17 protein-coding genes, 1 tRNA gene and 1 pseudogene are annotated in these 18,911 nt (G+C 66.4%); 9 read left to right on the plus strand and 10 right to left on the minus strand.

Annotated features, from left to right (window positions below):
• Positions 1 to 67 precede the first annotated feature (67 nt).
• Positions 68 to 748: a FadR/GntR family transcriptional regulator gene (locus AB4879_RS27640; RefSeq protein ID WP_370510118.1), complete on the plus strand. Its 681-nt coding sequence runs from the start codon at positions 68 to 70 to the stop codon at positions 746 to 748.
• On the opposite strand, the gene AB4879_RS27645 is transcribed toward AB4879_RS27640, so the two are convergent.
• The 6 genes from AB4879_RS27645 to AB4879_RS27670 all read right to left on the minus strand — a co-directional run bounded on the left by AB4879_RS27645 (position 745) and on the right by AB4879_RS27670 (position 3,435).
• Entirely contained in the window at positions 745 to 1,344 is a 600-nt protein-coding gene (locus AB4879_RS27645; protein ID WP_370510119.1) for a hypothetical protein, read from the minus strand. The two genes, AB4879_RS27640 and AB4879_RS27645, sit on opposite strands and share 4 nt — an antisense overlap.
• 61 nt (positions 1,345 to 1,405) lie before the next feature.
• Positions 1,406 to 1,786: a VOC family protein gene (locus tag AB4879_RS27650; RefSeq protein WP_370510120.1), complete on the minus strand. Its 381-nt coding sequence runs from the start codon at positions 1,784 to 1,786 to the stop codon at positions 1,406 to 1,408.
• Between the two features lie 23 nt (positions 1,787 to 1,809).
• Positions 1,810 to 1,884 (minus strand) — tRNA-Val (locus tag AB4879_RS27655).
• Between the two features lie 13 nt (positions 1,885 to 1,897).
• On the minus strand, positions 1,898 to 2,356 hold the full coding sequence (locus AB4879_RS27660; RefSeq protein WP_370510121.1) for a peroxiredoxin: 459 nt from the start codon (positions 2,354 to 2,356) through the stop codon (positions 1,898 to 1,900).
• Entirely contained in the window at positions 2,353 to 2,781 is a 429-nt protein-coding gene (locus tag AB4879_RS27665) for a DUF3052 domain-containing protein (RefSeq protein WP_083121930.1), read from the minus strand. Before AB4879_RS27665 ends, AB4879_RS27660 begins: the two co-directional genes overlap by 4 nt.
• Positions 2,782 to 2,865: 84 nt before the next feature.
• The gene (locus AB4879_RS27670; RefSeq protein ID WP_370510122.1) at positions 2,866 to 3,435 is read right to left on the minus strand and encodes a hypothetical protein; all 570 of its coding nucleotides are present in this window, start codon (positions 3,433 to 3,435) and stop codon (positions 2,866 to 2,868) included.
• Positions 3,436 to 3,583: 148 nt separating this feature from the next.
• On the opposite strand from AB4879_RS27670, the gene aceE reads away from it, so the two are divergent.
• The 7 genes from aceE (at position 3,584) to AB4879_RS27705 (ending at position 13,201) form a co-directional block, all read left to right on the plus strand.
• Entirely contained in the window at positions 3,584 to 6,373 is a 2,790-nt protein-coding gene (aceE, locus tag AB4879_RS27675) for a pyruvate dehydrogenase (acetyl-transferring), homodimeric type (protein ID WP_370510123.1), read from the plus strand.
• 61 nt (positions 6,374 to 6,434) lie between these two features.
• Complete coding sequence (locus tag AB4879_RS27680) at positions 6,435 to 7,718, plus strand: PucR family transcriptional regulator (RefSeq protein WP_370510124.1); 1,284 nt, start codon at positions 6,435 to 6,437, stop codon at positions 7,716 to 7,718.
• 151 nt (positions 7,719 to 7,869) lie between these two features.
• Positions 7,870 to 8,790: an ACP S-malonyltransferase gene (locus AB4879_RS27685; RefSeq protein WP_370510253.1), complete on the plus strand. Its 921-nt coding sequence runs from the start codon at positions 7,870 to 7,872 to the stop codon at positions 8,788 to 8,790.
• Positions 8,791 to 8,884: 94 nt separating this feature from the next.
• Positions 8,885 to 9,181, plus strand: a complete 297-nt coding sequence (gene acpM / locus AB4879_RS27690; protein ID WP_005144687.1) for a meromycolate extension acyl carrier protein AcpM — start codon at positions 8,885 to 8,887, stop codon at positions 9,179 to 9,181.
• The gene (kasA, locus tag AB4879_RS27695; RefSeq protein WP_102805535.1) at positions 9,178 to 10,428 is read left to right on the plus strand and encodes a 3-oxoacyl-ACP synthase KasA; all 1,251 of its coding nucleotides are present in this window, start codon (positions 9,178 to 9,180) and stop codon (positions 10,426 to 10,428) included. The genes acpM and kasA overlap by 4 nt, the downstream gene beginning before the upstream one ends.
• A gap of 33 nt (positions 10,429 to 10,461) precedes the next feature.
• Positions 10,462 to 11,724, plus strand: coding sequence for a 3-oxoacyl-ACP synthase KasB (kasB, locus tag AB4879_RS27700; RefSeq protein WP_286145611.1), 1,263 nt, complete (start codon positions 10,462 to 10,464; stop codon positions 11,722 to 11,724).
• Between the two features lie 55 nt (positions 11,725 to 11,779).
• Entirely contained in the window at positions 11,780 to 13,201 is a 1,422-nt protein-coding gene (locus AB4879_RS27705; RefSeq protein ID WP_102805536.1) for an acyl-CoA carboxylase subunit beta, read from the plus strand.
• Here AB4879_RS27705 and AB4879_RS27710 read toward each other — a convergent pair whose 3' ends face one another.
• Positions 13,202 to 14,080 carry an AraC family transcriptional regulator N-terminal domain-containing protein gene (locus AB4879_RS27710; RefSeq protein WP_370510125.1) on the minus strand — a complete coding sequence of 293 codons (879 nt, stop codon included), beginning with the start codon at positions 14,078 to 14,080 and terminating at the stop codon, positions 13,202 to 13,204.
• 118 nt (positions 14,081 to 14,198) lie between these two features.
• On the opposite strand from AB4879_RS27710, the gene AB4879_RS27715 reads away from it, so the two are divergent.
• On the plus strand, positions 14,199 to 15,281 hold the full coding sequence (locus AB4879_RS27715) for an aldo/keto reductase (protein WP_370510126.1): 1,083 nt from the start codon (positions 14,199 to 14,201) through the stop codon (positions 15,279 to 15,281).
• Positions 15,282 to 15,330: 49 nt separating this feature from the next.
• Here AB4879_RS27715 and AB4879_RS27720 read toward each other — a convergent pair.
• The 3 genes and pseudogenes from AB4879_RS27720 to AB4879_RS27730 form a co-directional block, all read right to left on the minus strand.
• A pseudogene (locus AB4879_RS27720) lies at positions 15,331 to 16,683 on the minus strand (amino acid permease); the annotation flags it as partial.
• A gap of 78 nt (positions 16,684 to 16,761) precedes the next feature.
• Entirely contained in the window at positions 16,762 to 18,300 is a 1,539-nt protein-coding gene (locus AB4879_RS27725) for a glycerol-3-phosphate dehydrogenase/oxidase (protein ID WP_370510127.1), read from the minus strand.
• Positions 18,297 to 18,878 (minus strand): TetR/AcrR family transcriptional regulator, encoded by a 582-nt coding sequence (locus tag AB4879_RS27730; RefSeq protein ID WP_370510128.1) that lies wholly within the window; start codon positions 18,876 to 18,878, stop codon positions 18,297 to 18,299. Before AB4879_RS27730 ends, AB4879_RS27725 begins: the two co-directional genes overlap by 4 nt.
• Between the last annotated feature and the right edge of the window lie 33 nt (positions 18,879 to 18,911).

Here is an 18,911-nt window from a genome sequence, read left to right on the forward strand (position 1 = left end):
GTCGTGCTCGTAGCGGCTCACCGCGCTATCGTGTCATACATCCCATGATCGGATGAAAAGGGTTTTGATGCCGTTAGCCGCCGCGCGCCCCGCCGGGCTGGTCGACCATGCCATCGACCAGCTGCGGCAGTCGATCACAACCGGTGAATGGCCGGTCGGAACGCGGATCCCCACCGAGCCGAACTTGGCGACGGCGCTCGGCGTCGGGCGCAATACCGTGCGGGAAGCAGTCCGTGCGCTGGCCCATAGCGGCATCCTCGAAGTCCGTCGGGGCGACGGGACCTACGTACGGGCCACCAGTGAGATCTCCGGCGCCCTGAGCCGGATGTACGGGTCGAAACTGCGTGAGGTACTGCAGGTGCGCCGGTGCCTCGAGGTGGAGGGGGCGCGACTGGCCGCCGCTGCCCGCACCGACGACGACCTCGCCGAGCTTGAGGAATTGCTCGCCCGCCGTGACGCTCTGCACGGCGGCGCCGACCGGGCCGAATTCTCCCGGGCCGACGCGCAGTTGCATTTCGCGGTCGTCCGCGCATCACACAACGCGGTACTCATCGAGTTGTACCGGGGACTGACCGAAGCAGTCACCGACAGTGTTGCCATCACCAGCGCGATGGACCCGGATGTCGGCCACGCCGCATTGATCGAGGCCATTGCCGAGCAGGACGCCGATCGGGCCGGAACCGAAGCCGGGCATTTCCTCGACGAACTCATCGGAGAGCTTCCGACCCAACGTATTTCGGACCGCTAAAGGCCGTTCTTGATGGCGGCAGCTTGTTTTTGCCCGAGCTGAGTGACGAATTCCGGGGGCGGGAACAACTCGGCGGGCGCGTCGAAGTCGATCGTGACGAAGGCTCTGCCCTCGGTGAAGAGCAACACCGTCTTCCCCTTGGACTTGTCGGGTGAATTCCCCTCGACTTTCATGCCTCCAGTGCCGACATCCACGGGTTTGGGCGTCCCGTTCACCGAACTGCCGAGTGCGTTCTTGGCAGCGTCGAGCGCGTTGGCGGCGGCGGCAGGATCCGGAAAGACCAAGACGGTGTCGGTGATGACCCGCGAATTCTCCGGACCGCTGAACGTGATTGCGGCCCCGGGCCGGCCGTCCGGGTTCGAAACAGGCGGCGCGGCGGTGAACGTCATCGGCGCCTCGATGTCGGTCGGCTTGATCAGGAGTTTCGTGTAATCAACGGGCTGTCCCGGAGTCGGCGCCGCGGTGGTACTCGCCGAGGCGTTCGATGAGCCCGAGGTGTGCGGCGGCGAACTCGAGTTGCTGCTACAGCCGGCTGACAACGCCACCAGCGCCACGACCGCGCCTACACCGGCGGCAGTCCTCGAACCTATCCACATGCGTCCGCTCTCCTTTCCCCGACCGCAACCGTATACGCACGAACTTCGGTGTCCTGAACACCTAGTCGTCGTAATAGCGGGCCTCGATGACGTTGCCGTCCGGGTCGGGGAAGTACATGCCTTCCGGTCCCCAGCCGCGGGCACCGAACGTCGGCGCCAGCCGGTCACTGGTGTCGATCCCTTCCGCCTGCAGGCGGTCGATGAGCGCGTCGTACTCGGCTTTGGTCATCGCCAGGCACACATGGTTCACCCGATGTTCGGCGCCGCCGTGGTCCGGCGACAGATCGATGATCGAGTCGGCTGAGATCCGCACACTCGGGAATGGCGCCTCGCCGCTGCGGAACTCATCGAAGCGAACCGGCTCGAGCCCGACGACGCGCGTGTAGAAATCCATGGCCGTCGCGATGTGTTTGGTCCACAGGACGACGTGGTCGAGCCGCATGATGCGGATGCTACGGAAAATGTTGGTGGGCGCGGACGGTATCGAACCGCCGACCGCTGGTGTGTAAAACCAGAGCTCTACCACTGAGCTACGCGCCCGTGCCCGGGCAGGTTACACGGCGGCCAGCGCCTGCGTCCAAACCGATGGATCGCGCGCTTCGCCGGGTTCCTTGCAGTCGGCGAACCGGATGACACCCTCGCGGTCGATCGCGAACGTGCCCCGATTGGCGAAGCCGGCGGCGGCGTTGAACACCCCATACGCCTGCGCCACCGCACCGTGCGGCCAGAAGTCGGAGAGCACCGGGAAGGAGAAACGGCTCTGCATCGCCCAGACCTTGTGCGTCGGCGGCGGGCCGACGGAGATCGTCAGTGTGGCGGTGTCGCCGTTGGCGAACTCGTCCAGATGGTCGCGAACGTAGTCGAGCTCTCCCTGGCAGATGCCGGTGAAAGCCAACGGGAAGAACACCAGCAGCACGTTCTTCGCGCCGCGGAAGTCACTGAGCGTGACGGGTTGACCGTTCTGGTCTTTGAGCGTGAAGTCAGGGGCATCGGATCCGACCCCAACTGTCACGAGTGCCTCCCGGCCGCCTTCGACTTCGGCTGCACCAGCCGGCTGGCGATCCAGTCCCCCAGGTTGGCCGACGAGGTCTGCATCAATCCCGCGGTGGGCGCCGATTCGGCGATCTCCGCGGGCTGCACATGGCCGGGCTTGCCGGTCTTGGGCGTCACCACCCAGATGATGCCGTCGTCGGCCAGCGGCGCGATCGCATCCATCAGCCGATCCACCAGGTCACCGTCGCCATCCCGCCACCACAGCAGGACCACGTCGACCACCTCGTCGGCATCCTCGTCGAGCAATTCCCCGCCGCTGGCGTCCTCGACGTCGAGCCTGATGTCGTCGTCGGTGTCCTCGTCCCAGCCCAGCTCCTGCACGACCTGGTCTTTCTCGATGCCCAGCTTCTGGGCGTAGTTCGGGGGGCCACCCTCCGCGACCACGGTCGGAACCTCCTAGATATCTGGGTCGGCTGTCTAGGCCCTATCGTCGCACGACCGCCACGATTACTCGCCGTGCGGTGGGAATCAATACGTCGCGTCGCACAAGCTCAACGCGTTCGACCTGGTGTCGTTGAGGCTCTGGATGGTCGTGTTGAACTCTGACGGACCCGCGTGTCCGGTAATTGCGCTGGCAGTGGCATGTGCGCCGTCGACCCAATCCTTGAACGCGGCCTTCAGCTCGGCCGGGATCGCGTCGGTGACGCTGGCGGCGACGGCGTCTGCGCTCTTGTTCAGCGCGTCGACCGCCGGGCCTTCGGTCGCGGCGATGTCGGGAGTGGCCTGGTTGAAGGCGCTCACGTAGGCGTTGACCGCGTCGATCGCGTCGGCGCTGGAGGTGGACAGCGTCTCGCAGGTGTCGTGCATGGCCTGGGTGGTCAGCGAGGCCTGCCGTTCGGATTCTCGGGCACTGGACGAGGCGGCCGACTCCGAGACCGACACCGACATCGAGGTCCGGAAAGCCGGGGCGTCGCGCCCGTTGGCCGACGGCTGACCGCCGGTCACGCTGGTGCAGCCCACCACGCCGGCCAGCACGGCCGCCGCACTGCCAACCAGCAGCCCGCCGATCCGGAGCTCGCGCGCATGTCTGATCAGCACCCCGGCAGGTTACCGGGTGCAAGCTGTGCTCGGCGCACTGCGAAGAATTCACCAACCCCTGGGTTGACTACTCGTCGGTACTGCCTCGATTGCGGCACGATAGGAGGCAGAGGGCGCAAAACCTGCGCCAGCTACTAAGGAGCTGAAGTTGACCACCGAGTTCGCGCGCCACGATCTGGCCCAAAACTCAAGCAGCCCAAGCGATTCCGATCGAGTACGGGTGATCCGCGAAGGCGTCGCGTCATATCTGCCCGATATCGACGCCGAGGAGACCTCGGAATGGCTGGAGTCGTTCGACGACCTGCTTGCCCGTTCGGGCCCGGCCCGCGCGCGCTACCTGATGCTCCGATTGCTCGAGCGCGCCGGTGAGCAGCGGGTCGCCATCCCCGCGTTGACCTCAACCGACTACGTCAACACCATTCCCACCGAGCTGGAGCCCTGGTTCCCCGGCGACGAGGACGTCGAGCGCCGCTACCGTGCCTGGATCCGGTGGAACGCCGCGATCATGGTGCACCGCGCGCAGCGCCCCGGCGTCGGCGTGGGCGGACACATCTCCACCTATGCCTCATCGGCAGCGCTTTACGAGGTCGGCTTCAACCACTTCTTCCGCGGTAAGGCCCATCCGGGCGGCGGCGACCAGATCTTCATCCAGGGCCACGCCTCCCCCGGCATCTACGCCCGCGCCTTCCTCGAGGGCCGGCTCACCGCCGACCAGCTCGATGGCTTCCGTCAGGAACACAGCCACCCCGGCGGCGGGTTACCGTCCTACCCGCACCCGCGGCTGATGCCCGACTTCTGGGAGTTCCCGACGGTGTCGATGGGCCTGGGCCCGATGAACGCCATTTATCAGGCGAGGTTCAACCACTACCTGGCTGACCGTGGCATCAAGGACACCTCCGATCAGCACGTGTGGGCGTTCCTCGGCGACGGCGAGATGGATGAGCCGGAGAGCCGCGGCCTGATCCAGGTCGCCGCCAACGAGGGTCTGGACAACCTGACCTTCGTGGTGAACTGCAACCTGCAGCGCCTCGACGGACCGGTGCGCGGCAACGGCAAGATCATCCAGGAGCTGGAGTCCTTCTTCCGCGGCGCCGGCTGGAACGTCATCAAGGTGGTGTGGGGCCGCGAGTGGGATGCGCTGCTGCACGCCGACAAGGACGGCGCGCTGGTGAACCTGATGAACACCACGCCCGACGGCGACTACCAGACCTATAAGGCCAACGACGGCGCCTACGTGCGCGACCACTTCTTCGGCCGCGACCCGCGGACCAAGGCGCTGGTGGCCGATATGAGCGACAACGAGATCTGGAACCTCAAGCGCGGCGGCCACGACTACCGCAAGGTCTACGCCGCATATCGGGCGGCGATGGAGCACAAGGGCCAGCCCACGGTGATTCTGGCCAAGACCATCAAGGGTTACTCGCTGGGCGCCCACTTCCAGGGCCGCAACGCCACCCACCAGATGAAAAAGCTTGCACTGCAAGATCTTCGGGACTTCCGCGACGCCATCCGCATTCCGGTGTCGGACGAGCAGCTCGAAGAGAACCCGTACCTGCCGCCGTACTACCACCCAGGCCCCGAGGCGCCGGAGATCCGCTACCTCATCGACCGGCGCCGCGCCCTCGGCGGCTTCCTGCCCGAACGCCGCACCAAGGCCAAGGTGCTGACCCTGCCGCCGCGCGACGTGTACAAGGCGCTGAAGAAGGGGTCCGGCCAGCAGCAGGTGGCGACCACCATGGCCACCGTGCGCACGTTCAAAGAGCTGTTGCGGGACAAGGAGATCGGGCACCGAATCGTCCCGATCATTCCCGACGAGGCGCGCACCTTCGGCATGGACTCCTGGTTCCCGAGCCTGAAGATCTACAACCGCAACGGCCAGCTGTACACCGCCGTCGACGCCGAGCTGATGCTGGCCTACAAGGAAAGTGAAGTCGGTCAGATCCTGCACGAGGGCATCAACGAAGCCGGCTCGACGGCGTCGTTCACCGCGGTCGGCACCTCGTACTCCACCCACAACGAGCCGATGATCCCGATCTACATCTTCTACTCGATGTTCGGGTTCCAGCGCACCGGCGACGGGCTGTGGGCGGCCGCCGATCAGATGGCCCGCGGATTCGTGCTCGGCGCAACCGCCGGACGCACCACGCTGACCGGCGAAGGTCTTCAGCACGCCGACGGGCACTCGCTGCTGCTGGCCTCGACCAACCCCGCCGTGGTGGCCTACGACCCGGCGTTCGCCTACGAGATCGCCTACATCGTGGAGAGCGGCCTGGCGAGGATGTACGGCGAGGACCCGGAGAACGTCTACTTCTACATGACGATCTACAACGAGCCGTACGCCCAGCCCGCAGAGCCGGAGCACTTCGACCCCGAGGGCCTGTTGCGCGGCATGTACCGGTACCGGGCAGCGCAACAGTCCCGATCCAACGTCGCGCAGATCCTGGCCTCCGGAGTGGCGATGCCCGAGGCCCTGCGGGCCGCTGACATGCTCTCCGAGCGCTGGGATGTCGCGGCCGACGTCTGGTCGGTGACGAGTTGGGGTGAACTCAACCGCGACGGTGTCGCGGTCGAGAAGGAGCTGCTCCGCCACCCGGACCGGACGGCGCGCACGCCGTACGTGACGCAGGCGCTGGCTGATACCGCGGGCCCCGCTGTCGCGGTCTCGGACTGGATGCGCGCGGTGCCGGAGCAGATCCGACCGTGGGTGCCCAACACCTACGTCACGCTGGGCACCGACGGGTTCGGCTTCTCCGACACCCGGCCTGCCGCCCGCCGGTACTTCAACACCGACGCCGAATCAGTGGTGGTGGCGGTGCTCGAGGCGCTGGCCCGTGACGGCGAGATCGACCCGTCGGTCGCGATCGCCGCGGCCCGGGAGTACCGGATCGACGACGTGATGGCCGCGGAGGTCTCGTTCGTGGACACCGGCAGCGCCTAGTCCGCGCCGCACACCAGCACATTTGGTGGGAACATCCAGAAAATCGGCGTAGCTTTTAGGGGTGAATGACAACCCGCTCGTGGAGCCCCTGCCGCCGTCGGCTCTGGAGCTGCTCGAGAACGTGCCGGATTCGACGCTGCGCCGGCTCAAGCAGTACTCCGGTCGACTGGCCACCCAGGCCGTGCAGGCCATGCACGAGCATCTGCCGTTCTTCGGCGAGCTGGAAGCCTCCCAGCGCGCCAGCGTCCAGTTGGTACTCCAGACCGCGGTGGTCAACTTCGCCGAGTGGATCCGCGACCCGCTGAGCAATGTGGGCTACACCGCTGACGCGTTCGCCCTCGTCCCGCAGGACCTGACCCGCCGGATCGCGCTGGCCCAGACCGTCGACATGGTCCGCGTCAGCATGCAGTACTTCGAGGTCGCCGTCCCCGCGCTGGGCCGCAACGACGAGCAGCGCACCGCCCTGGCGGTCGGCATCCTGCGATACAGCCGCGACCTCGCGTTCGCCGCGGCAGCCTCCTACGCCGACGCCGCCGAGGCCCGCGGGTCCTGGGACAGCCGAATGGAGGCCAGCGTCGTCGACGCCGTCGTCCGCGGTGACACCGGCCAGGAACTGCTGTCCCGGGCGGCTGCGCTGAACTGGGACACCACCGCGCCGGCGACGGTGGTGGTCGGCACCCCGCCACCCGGACGGGAGGAGCTGGCCAGCGAAGACGTCCGCGAGATCGCCGCCCGGCACAATCGGGCGGCCCTGGCCGACGTGCACGGCACCTGGCTGATCGGCATCATCTCCGGCCCGCTCGGACCCACCGACAAATTCTTCAAGGACCTGATCAACGCCTACTCCGACAGCCCGGTGGTGATCGGGCCGACCGCGCCGATGCTCTCCGCGGCCTACCACAGCGCCCGCGAGGCGATATCCGGGATGAACGCCGTCGTCGGGTGGACCGGCGCGCCGCGTCCGGTACTGGCCCGCGAATTGCTGCCTGAGCGAGCCCTTCTCGGTGACTCCTCGGCCGTCGCCGCGCTCCACACCGAGATCATGCGACCCCTCGCCGACGCCGGGCCGGCGCTGTCGGAGACCCTCGACGCCTACCTCGACAGCGGCGGCGCGATCGAAGCTTGCGCCAGAAAATTGTTCGTTCATCCAAACACGGTCCGCTACCGACTCAAGCGGATCGCCGACTTCACCGGCCGCGATCCCACCGTGCCCCGCGACGCGTACGTCCTGCGGGTGGCGTCCACAGTGGGACGGCTGGGCTATCCAGCGCCCCCCAACACCACGGCAAACAGTTCTGTCGCACAACTCACAGCGCCGTTGGTCGGAAGTGCGGGCAACGTCTGATAAGGGCCGTAGATCGCGGCAAGGTATCGGGGACGTCGCATCACATGCACTTTTGTGGGACCTCCACAAAAACCTAAGACGAGGTTCATATTCTCTTACACCGTGCAGATCCGGTTTCACAGTGTTCTCTTAAAGAGTGCCTCATGAACCCGTGATCGCATTGCTGGCGCCCGGACAGGGCTCGCAGACCCCCGGCATGCTCGAGCCCTGGCTGGAGCTGCCCGGCGCGGCCGATCAGATCAAGACCTGGTCGGACATCGCCGGTCTCGACCTTGCCCGCCTGGGCACCACCGCAACTGCTGACGAGATCACCGACACCGCGGTCACTCAACCGCTGGTCGTCGCGGCGACCCTGCTTGCCAATGCCGAGCTGACCAAGCGCGGCGCGCTGGCCGGGCGCACGACCGTCGTCGCCGGTCACTCCGTCGGCGAGATCGCGGCATACGCGATCGCCGGCGTCATCTCACCCGACGACGCGGTCAAGCTGGCCGCCGTCCGCGGGTCCGAGATGGCCAAGGCCTGCGCCGTCGAGCCGACCGGCATGTCCGCGATCCTGGGCGGCGACGAGGCCGAGGTATTGGCCCGCCTGGAGGCGCTCGACCTGATCCCCGCCAACCGCAACGCCGCAGGACAGATCGTGGCCGCCGGCGCCGTCGCGGCCTTGGAGAAGCTGGCCGAGGATCCGCCGGCCAAGGCGCGCGTACGCCAGCTGGCCACCGCAGGCGCGTTCCACACCCACTACATGGCGTCCGCGCTCGATGGCTACGCCGCCGCGGCCGCCGAGGTCGCCACCAACGAGCCCACCACCACGCTGCTGAGCAATGCCGACGGTCAGCCGGTAGCGTCTGCGCAAGACGCGATGGAGAAGCTCGTCGCGCAGCTCACCCGCCCGGTGCGCTGGGATCTGTGCACCGACACCATGCGCCGGCTCTTTGAGAACGCAGAGGGCTCAGCGATCGTCGAGTTCCCGCCCGCGGGCACTCTGGCCGGAATCGCCAAACGAGAACTTCGGGGAGTCGCCAACCGTGCGATCAAGACCCCCGCAGACCTGGACGGACTCACCGAGCTCTAACCCCCCGTCCGGGACAACCGCATAGCAAGCCCGTTACGAAGTAACAAACCAAATCAAGAATCCAAGTAGCACAACCGATTACGAAGGAGCCACAGTGCCCGCCTCTCAGGATGAAATCATCGCCGGTCTCGCCGAGATCATCGAAGAAGTGACCGGCATCGAGCCGTCTGAGGTCACCCCGGAGAAGTCGTTCGTCGACGACCTGGACATCGACTCGCTGTCGATGGTGGAGATCGCCGTTCAGACCGAGGACAAGTACGGCGTGAAGATCCCCGACGAAGACCTCGCCGGTCTGCGCACCGTCGGTGACGTCGTCTCCTACATCCAGAAGCTCGAGGAAGAGAACCCGGAGGCTGCTGCCGCCCTGCGCGAGAAGTTCGCGGGCGAATGAGCAGGCCTTCCACTGCTAACGGCGGTTTCCCTAGCGTTGTCGTGACCGCCGTCGAGGCCACCACGGCGCTCGCCACGGATATCGAGAGCACGTGGAAGGGCTTGTTGGCAGGCGACAGCGGTATTCGCGAGCTCACCGACGACTTCGTCGACAAGTGGGACTTGCCGGTTCGTATCGGCGGCCACCTCGTCGAGGACATGGACAGCCACCTCACCCGTGTCGAACTGCGTCGCAATTCCTACGTGCAACGCATGTCTCTGGTGCTATCCCGACGGCTGTGGGAGAACTCGGGTAAGCCCGAGGTCGACCCGGACCGCTTCACGGTGGTCATCGGCACGGGCCTCGGTGGCGGCGAGAAGATCGTCGAGACCTACGACGCGATGAACGAGGGTGGAATCCGCAAGGTTTCGCCGCTGGCCGTTCAGATGGTCATGCCGAACGGTGCGGCCGCGGTCGCCGGCCTGGAACTGGGCGCCCGCGCCGGGGTCATCACCCCGGTGTCGGCGTGCTCGTCCGGGTCGGAGGCCATCGCTCACGGGTGGCGGCAGATCGTCATGGGCGACGCGGACTTCGCGGTCGTCGGCGGTGTCGAGGGCACCATCGAGGCGCTGCCGATCGCTGCGTTCTCGATGATGCGCGCCATGTCGACGCGCAACGATGATCCCCAAGGTGCGTCGCGCCCGTTCGACAAGGATCGCGACGGATTCGTCTTCGGCGAAGCCGGCTGCATGATGATCATCGAGACCGAGGAGCACGCCAAAGCCCGTGGCGCCAAGCCGCTGGCCCGGCTCATGGGTGCGGGCATCACCTCGGATGCCTTCCACATGGTGGCTCCGTCACCGGACGGTCTGCGCGCAGGCGCCGCGATGAAGCGGGCGATGGAGACGGCGGGCTTGTCCCCCAAGGACATCGACCACATCAACGCACACGGAACGGCCACCCCGATCGGTGACACCGCCGAGGCGACTGCTATCCGGGTCGCCGGGTGCGAGCATGCCGCCGTCTACGCGCCGAAGTCAGCGCTCGGCCATTCCATCGGCGCCGTCGGCGCCTTGGAATCGGCTCTCACGGTGCTGAGCCTGCGCGACGGCGTCATCCCGCCGACGCTGAACTACGAAACGCCGGATCCGGAGGTCGACCTGGATGTCGTTGCGGGAGAACCGCGTTACGGCGACTACCAGTATGCGATCAACAACTCGTTCGGATTCGGAGGGCATAACGTCGCGCTCGCCTTCGGGCGGTACTGACACCGATCCGGGGGGAAAGGATTAGCAGAAGCAATGGCAGGGTTGACGCGTTTGTCAACGGGGAACGGTTTCCCCAACGTGGTCGTCACCGGTGTTGCGATGACGACCGCCCTGGCATCCGATGCCGACAGCACGTGGAAGCGGCTGTTGGACGGGCAGAGCGGGATCCGGCTTCTCAATGACGAATTCGTCGAGAAGTACGACCTGCCTGTCCGCATCGGGGGGCATCTGGTCGAGGAGTTCGACGGTGAGCTGACTCGCGTCGAACTTCGTCGGCTGTCCTATCTGCAGAAGATGTCCACGGTGCTCAGTCGGCGCGTGTGGCAGAACGCCGGTTCACCCGAGGTGGATCCGAAGCGGCTGATGGTGTCGATCGGCACCGGCATGGGATCCACCGAGGAATTGGTGTTCGCCTATGACGGGATGCGCGCCAAAGGCCTCAAAGCGGTGTCGCCGCTTGCGGTCCAGATGTACATGCCGAACGCGGCCGCCGCGGCCGTCGGCCTCGAACTCAAGGCCAAGGCCGGGGTCATCACCCCGGTCTCGGCCTGTGCGTCGGGGTCCGAGGGAATCGCCCAGGCATGGCGACAGATCGTTCTCGGCGAAGCCGACATCGCGGTGTGCGGTGGCGTCGAGACCAAGATCGAGGCCGTGCCGATCGCCGGCTTCGCTCAAATGCGAATTGTCTTGTCCACCACCAACGACGACCCGGCCGGCGCATGCCGCCCGTTCGACAAGGACCGCAACGGGTTCGTCTTCGGTGAGGGCGGTGCGCTCCTGGTCATCGAGACCGAGGAGCACGCCAAGGCCCGCGGGGCCAACATCCTCGCGCGCATCATGGGGGCAGGCATCACCTCGGACGGCTACCACATCGTGGCGCCCGACCCGAACGGTGAGCAGGCGGGACACGCGATCACCCGGGCAATCCAGCTCGCGGGTCTCGAGCCGTCCGACATCGATCACATCAACGCCCATGCGACAGGCACCCAGGTGGGTGACGTCGCGGAAGGCAAGGCGATCAACAATGCGCTCGGCAAGCACCGGCCGGCCGTCTACGCGCCCAAATCGGCGCTGGGCCACTCGGTGGGCGCCGTCGGCGCGGTGGAGTCGATCCTCACCGTGTTGGCGCTGCGGGACGGCGTCGTGCCGCCCACGCTCAACCTGCGGAACCTCGATCCGGAGATCGATCTGGACGTGGTGGCTGGTGAACCCCGGCCAGGCAACTACCAGTACGCGATCAACAACTCGTTCGGATTCGGTGGTCACAACGTCGCGATCGCCTTCGGGAAGTACTGAAATCCAGTGACTCTCGACAAGCGTTGACCGACATCCGCGCACTATGGAGGTTTAGATGACGATCATGGCCCCTGAGACGGTCGGCGAATCCCTCGACCCTCGCGACCCGCTGCTGCGGCTGTCCACGTTCTTCGACGACGGCAGCGTGCAGCTGCTGCACGAGCGTGACCGCTCCGGTGTGCTGGCCGCGGCCGGAACCGTCAACGGTGTGCGCACGATCGCCTTCTGCACCGACGGCACCGTCATGGGTGGCGCCATGGGCGTGGAGGGCTGCCAGCACATCGTCACCGCCTACGACACCGCCATCGAGGAGCAGAGCCCGATCGTGGGCATCTGGCACTCCGGCGGTGCGCGACTGGCCGAGGGCGTCAAAGCGCTGCACGCGGTGGGCCTGGTCTTCGAAGCCATGATCCGCGCCTCGGGCTACATCCCCCAGATTTCGGTCGTGGTCGGCTTTGCCGCGGGCGGCGCGGCCTACGGCCCCGCCCTGACCGACATCGTCATCATGGCCCAGGAGGGCCGGGTGTTCGTCACCGGCCCCGACGTGGTGCGCAGCGTGACCGGCGAGGATGTCGACATGGCCTCCCTCGGCGGCCCCGACACCCACCACAAGAAGTCCGGCGTGTGCCACATCGTCGCCGACTCCGAACTCGACGCCTACGAGCGCGGTCGCCGGTTGGTCGGATTGTTTTCCCAGCAGGGACATTTCGACCGCAGCAAGGCCGAGGCCGGTGACACCGACCTGCACGCGCTGCTGCCCGAATCGGCCCGCCGCGCCTACGACGTGCACCCGCTCGTCGAGGCACTGCTCGATGCGGACACCCCGTTCGAAGAATTCCAGGGCAAGTGGGCACCGTCGATCGTCGTCGGCCTGGGCCGGTTGTCGGGCCGCACCGTCGGCGTCATCGCCAACAACCCGCTGCGCCTCGGTGGCTGCCTGAACTCCGAAAGCGCCGAGAAGTCAGCGCGTTTCGTCCGGCTGTGCGATGCCTTCGGCATCCCGCTGGTCGTGGTGGTCGACGTGCCCGGCTACCTGCCCGGTGTGGACCAGGAGTGGGGTGGCGTGGTCCGCCGCGGCGCGAAGCTGCTGCACGCCTTCGGTGAGGCAACAGTTCCCCGGGTCACGCTGGTGACGCGAAAGATCTACGGCGGGGCCTACATTGCGATGAACTCGCGCTCGCTGGGCGCCACCAAGGTGTTCGCCTGGCCGGACGCCGAGGTCGCGGTCATGGGCGCCAAGGCCGCTGTCGGCATCCTGCACAAGAAGAAGCTGGCCGCCACCCCGGATCACGAACGCGAAGCGTTGCACGAGGAATTGGCGGCCGAGCATGAGCGGATCGCCGGCGGCGTGGACAGTGCGGTCGAGATCGGCGTGGTCGACGAGAAGATCGATCCGGCGCACACTCGCAGCAAGCTGACGCAGGCGCTCGCCGAGGCACCCGCCCGGCGCGGGCGCCACAAGAACATCCCGCTGTAGCTAAGCGCTCTGCCGCAACCGCAGGGCGTCCTGTCCCGGCGGTGCGCCGAAGAGTCGGCGGTACTCGCGGGTGAATTGCGACGGGCTGTCGTATCCGACGCGATGCCCGACGCCTGCGATGTCGCCGGGTGCGGTGACGAGCATGGAGCGCGCTTCCTGCAGCCGAATGCGCTTCTGAAACTGCAACGGGCTCATGGCCGTAACTGCACGGAAGTGCCGATGGAACGTCGAGGGGCTCATCCCCGCCAGCTGGGCGAGTTCCTCGATGCGCATCGGTTCGGCATAGTTCTGGCGAATCCATCCGATGGCCCGGCTGACATAGGTCAGATTGCTGTCGGCCATGCCGATCTGTCGCACGGTCTCGCCTTGGGGTCCGGTCAGCAATCTCCAGATGATTTCGCGCTCGATCAGCGGCGCGAGAATTCCTGCATCAGATGGCTTCTCGATTAATCGGACCAGCCGGACCACCGCGTCCAGCAGTTCCTCGTCGGCATCGGCGGTCGACATCGCCGCGTTTCCCGAGTTGCGCACCCGCCGGACGAACGGCGCCTGCAGAACCAACTCGGCGACCACCGCGGGCCGCAGCACCAGTGCCATCCCGAGCGACGGCAGACCGTCGCCGGTGTCGATGAAGTGGCCGGTGACTGGGAGATCAGCCGTCACCACGAGGCATTGACCCGCGCGGTATTCGTAGACGTCGTCGCCGAGAAGCAGGCGCTTACCGCCCTGTGCCAGCACCACGACGAGCGGCTCTGTCAGCGAGTAGTCCGGCGTCTCCGAAGCGGCCTCCACCGATAGCAGGAGCCCGTCGATCGGCGTCCGCATATCCGGCTGGGCGTGTGCCGCGATCAGCGCGTGAAGCTCAGACAGACGATCCATCGCTCGATCACATCAATAGTGAGCGGATTATGCAAGGACTGCGTCGCATCGATATACCGCTGAACTGCGACGGTCGGTTTGATGGGAGATGACAGATACGACCTTGAAGGAGCGATTCATGCCACTCGATCACTACGTCACTCTCGGCCGGTCCGGGCTGCGGGTCAGCCCGTTCGCGCTCGGTGCGATGACCTTCGGTGAAGACGCCGGCGGCGCGGGCTCCAGCGTCGAGGAGTCGGAGCGGATCCTGGAGACCTACCTGGACCGCGGCGGCAACTTCATCGACACCGCGAACTTCTACACCAACGGACACTCGGAAAAGATCCTCGGGGATTGGTTCGCCGCCCGTTCGGGCCGACGTGACCGGGTCGTGCTCGCGTCCAAGTTCTTCGCCAATCTCCACCCCGGCGACCCCAACGGCGGCGGCGCGGGTCGTTCCGCCATCCACGCGCAGCTGCGAGAAACGCTGCGGCGCATGCAAACCGACTATCTCGATCTGTACTGGCTGCACAACTGGGACCGCAACACACCCATCGAAGAGACCATGCGCACCCTCGACGACCTGGTTCGGGCGGGCACGATTCGCTACATCGGGTTCTCCAACACCCCGGCATGGGTCACCGCTCAGGCGCAGACCATGGCCATGCTGCGTGACTGGACACCGCTGGTGGCGCTGCAAGTGGAGTACTCGCTGCTGGCGCGCACCGTGGAAGGCGAGCTGGCGCCGCTGGCACTCGACCAGGGCATGGCCTTGGTGCCGTGGAGCCCGCTGAAGAACGGATTCCTGTCCGGCAAGTACCGTCGCGGCGCGGTCGTCGACGATTCGGTCCGCGCCGCGTACGTCGGCGGTCCCAGTGACGACGAGTTCGTGGTCATCGACGCGGTCACCGCCGTCGCCGACGAGATCGGCGCCACGTCGGCCGCGGTGGCATTGGCCTGGCTGCGAGCGCGACCCGGCACGGTGGTACCGATCCTCGGCGCGCGGCGGATGAGCCACCTCGAGGACAACCTGGCCGCCGTCGACGTGACATTGACCGCCGAACAGCTGCGCCGCCTCGACGAGGTGTCCACACCGACACTGAATTATCCCGCCGCTGTGAACGGGACGACGCGTTCGATGCTGCAGTTCGCCGGGACCACGGTGGACGGTGAGCCTTCGACGGTCTATCCCCCGCTGGTGCAGAGTGCCGTTCGGTACTGAGTCACGCGCGAGCTCAGGTCCGCGCCACCTCGGCTTCGACTGCGGGCTGCTCTTCCTGCGGGCGATTGCGGTTGAACCGTCGGGTGACGAAGTACAGCACCAGGACGACGCCCCACGACAGCAGGCTCAGCACCAGCTGCGAGCGCAGCTTGTCGTCCAGGTACATCTGCACCAGGATGGCCAGCATCGCCACCACGGTGAGGATGGACAGCACCGGGAACAGCCACATCTTGAGTCGTAGTTTTGCGTCGCGGTGGCGGTAGCGCAGCACGATCTGCGAAACCGCTATCAGCAGATAGACGAACAGGATGATCGCGCCACTGGAGTTGAGCAGGAACGCGAAGATCGTCTTCTCGGCGAACGCAGCGGCGATGACGCAGGCGAAGCCGACGACCGACGAGAAGAGGATCGCGTTGGCCGGCACACCGCGTGGTGTCAGCTTCACCAGAAGCTTGGGAGCTTCGCGGCGGGCGGCCAGCACGAACAGCATCCGCGATGCGGTGTACATCCCCGAGTTGAGGCAACTCAGCACCGCTGTCAGCACCACCGCGTTCATGATGTGGTCGGCGTAGGGAATGCCCATCTTGGTGAACGCCGCCACGAACGGGGAGGCGGCCAGGTTCTCGTCGTTCCACGGCACGATCGCCACGACCAGGAACACCGCCAGCACGTAGAACACCAGGATCCGCATGACCACCGAGTTGGACGCTCGGGCAACGGCTTTCTCGGGATCCGACGACTCGGCGGCGGCGATGGTGGCGATCTCGGGCCCGACCATGGAGAAGATCACCGTCACGATCCCCACGGTGATGACCCCGGCCCCCATCGGCATGAAACCGCCGTGGCTGGTGAGGTTCGAGAAGTCCACCGACTTGTTGGGCCACAAGCCAAAGACGAAGCAGGCCCCGATGGCGATGAAGGCGAGGATCGCTGCCACCTTGATACCGGCGAACCAGAACTCGAACTCGCCGTAGGACTTCACCGAGAACAGGTTCGTCGCCGTCATCAGCACCATGAAGATCAACGCACACAACCACAGTGGGACGTCCACCCAGTACTGGATGATCTTGGCGCCGGCAATCGCCTCGAACCCGACGACGATCACCCAGAAGTACCAGTAGAGCCAGCCCACCGAGAATCCCGCCCAATGCCCCAGAGCGTCACGGGAGTAGTCGGCGAACGAGCCCGTCGACGGGTTGGCCACCGCCATTTCGGCCAGCATCCGCATCACCATGACGATCAGCACCCCGGACAGTGCATAGGTGATGAAGGCGCCCGGTCCGGTATCTCCGATCACCACACCGGATCCCACGAACAGGCCCGCGCCGATCACGCCGCCGATCGCGATCATCCGTAACTGCCGCTGGTTGAGGGCCTTTTTCAAGGCTGGTGTCGCTGCCATGGCGCATCCTCCGGCTTCGTTCAATGGACGTTGGATGCCCACTTACGAGTCCGTTTATGCGTCGGTCAGCCGCGGCCCTCAGTGGGCGCTGGCCAGGAACTCCTGCGCGGCGGTGAGCGCGCGGTTCCGGTCGGCCTCCACCAGGCCGATCCGGGTGCGCCGGTCGAGGATGTCGTCGGCACTCAACGCGCCCTCGTGAGCAACGGCGAACTCGAATTCCGCACGGGTGACGTCGATTCCGTCGGCTACCTGGTCTGTGGGCTTGCTGCACCGCGCCGACGCGATGACATTGGGTGATTCCGCGCCGTAGCGGGCCACCAGCGAGCCCGGCAGATCGCTGGTCGTCCGCAGCGTCGCAACCGGATTGGCGGCAGCTCCCACCAACGGCAGGTTCCGGGTCCGGCACGGCTGCGCGGTCATCGCACGTGCCGCCAGCGCGCGGTCGAGGACGTCCTCGGCCATGTGCCGGTATTCGGTGAGCTTGCCACCGACGACACTGAACACACCGTTCGATGACTCGATGACAGCGTGGTCACGGGATAGATCCGATGTCCGGCCCTCGCCCGTGTCAATCAGCGGACGCAATCCCGCGTAGGAGCCCTTCACGTCCGCGGTCGTCAACGCTGTCCCGAGCGCGGTGTTGACCGTGTCGAGCAGGAAGCGGATCTCACCCGGCGTCGGTTCGGGCACATCGGGAATCGGGCCCGGCGCATCCTCATCGGTCAGTCCGAGATAGACGCGACCGAGTTGTTCGGGCATCGCGAACACGAATCGGTTGACCTCGCCGGGAATCGGAATCGTCAGCGCCGCAGTCGGATTACCGAACGAGGCGGCGTCGAACACCAGATGCGTTCCCCGGCTCGGCCGCAGCTTGATTGCCGCGTCCACTTCGCCGGCCCATACTCCCGTGGCGTTGATCACCGCGCGGGCCTTCACATCCAGCGATTCGCCGGTGAGTTCATCCACCAACCGGACCGAGGTGCCGCTGGCGGCCGCCGCCGATACGCGGGTCAAGATCCGTGCACCGTTCTGGGCGGCGGTGCGCGCCACGGCGACCACCAACCGGGCATCGTCGATCAGCTGACCGTCATAGGCCAACAGTCCGCCGTCGAGACCCTCCCGCCGAATGGTCGGGACCATCTCCAACGCCTGCGACGCACCAACGCGGCGTGATCGAGGCAGAGTCGACGACTTGGTGCCCGCCAAGATCCGCAACGCATCGCCGGCCACGAAACCTGTTCGAATCAAGGCCCGTTGACCGCGTCCCATCGACGGCAGCAACGGAACGAGCTGCGGCATGGCGCTCACCAGGTGCGGGGCGTTACGGGTCATCAGGATGCCGCGCTCGATGGCGCTGCGCCGCGCGATGCCGACGTTGCCGGTGGCCAGGTACCGCAGGCCGCCGTGCACGAGCTTGGAACTCCACCGGCTGGTGCCGAAAGCCAAGTCGTGCTTTTCGACCAGCACCACGGACAGGCCGCGGCTGGCGGCGTCGAGCGCGATGCCGGTCCCGGTGATGCCGCCGCCGATCACGACGATGTCGACGTGGGCGCCGTCGCCGAGTTCGGTCAGGTCGGCAATTCGGCGGCTGGCGTTGAGGGCGGTGAGGTCACTCATGGGGCGAGGTATCCGTTCAGGGCGTGCGACAGCTCGGCACTCAGGGCGTCGGCGTCGAGGATGGGTTCGACGATCTGGGCTGACTGGATCACGGACTGGCTGATAAGCAGGACCATCGCCGACAACTGGCGGACATCGCCAACACGCACGCTGCCGTCGGCCTGGGCTTCCCGCAGTGCGTCGACGAGCAGGTCGATGAGGATCTGCTGGCTGGTGCCCAGCCGCCCGGCGATGTACGTCATCGCCAAGTCTGGGGCTGATCGCAGCACCGAGGTGATCAGTTCGTCGTCCCGTAGGCGACGGGCCACCTCGACAATCCGCTCGACGAGGCCGCTGCGGCCGGGCGCCCTCGGCGCGACAGCGCGCCACGTACCGGTGATCCGCTCGGTGAGCAGCGACGCCACGATGGTGCGGGTGTCTGGCCAGCGGCGATACACCGTCGGTCGGCTGACACCGGCTCGTCGCGCGATTTCGGCGAGCGTGACCCGCTCGACCCCGAAGTCACGGACACAGCTGGCGGCGGCGGCCATGATCCGGTCGCCGATGTCCACCGATTCATCGTTACTGATTGACAGCATCTGTAATACTGTAACGCATGAGTGATGACGCCC

This window comes from Mycobacterium sp. SA01, from assembly GCF_041287105.1.
Lineage (GTDB): Bacteria > Actinomycetota > Actinomycetes > Mycobacteriales > Mycobacteriaceae > Mycobacterium.

Coding starts and splice junctions, on each gene's coding strand:
- AB4879_RS27710 (WP_370510125.1), bottom strand. CDS start 14,080: ATGGATCGTCTGTCTGAGCTTCACGCGCTGATCGCGGCACACGCCCAG.
- AB4879_RS27730 (WP_370510128.1), bottom strand. CDS start 18,878: ATGCTGTCAATCAGTAACGATGAATCGGTGGACATCGGCGACCGGATC.
- AB4879_RS27650 (WP_370510120.1), bottom strand. CDS start 1,786: ATGCGGCTCGACCACGTCGTCCTGTGGACCAAACACATCGCGACGGCC.
- kasB (WP_286145611.1), top strand. CDS start 10,462: ATGGCAGGGTTGACGCGTTTGTCAACGGGGAACGGTTTCCCCAACGTG.
- AB4879_RS27715 (WP_370510126.1), top strand. CDS start 14,199: ATGCCACTCGATCACTACGTCACTCTCGGCCGGTCCGGGCTGCGGGTC.
- kasA (WP_102805535.1), top strand. CDS start 9,178: ATGAGCAGGCCTTCCACTGCTAACGGCGGTTTCCCTAGCGTTGTCGTG.
- AB4879_RS27640 (WP_370510118.1), top strand. CDS start 68: ATGCCGTTAGCCGCCGCGCGCCCCGCCGGGCTGGTCGACCATGCCATC.
- AB4879_RS27645 (WP_370510119.1), bottom strand. CDS start 1,344: ATGTGGATAGGTTCGAGGACTGCCGCCGGTGTAGGCGCGGTCGTGGCG.
- AB4879_RS27725 (WP_370510127.1), bottom strand. CDS start 18,300: ATGAGTGACCTCACCGCCCTCAACGCCAGCCGCCGAATTGCCGACCTG.
- AB4879_RS27705 (WP_102805536.1), top strand. CDS start 11,780: ATGACGATCATGGCCCCTGAGACGGTCGGCGAATCCCTCGACCCTCGC.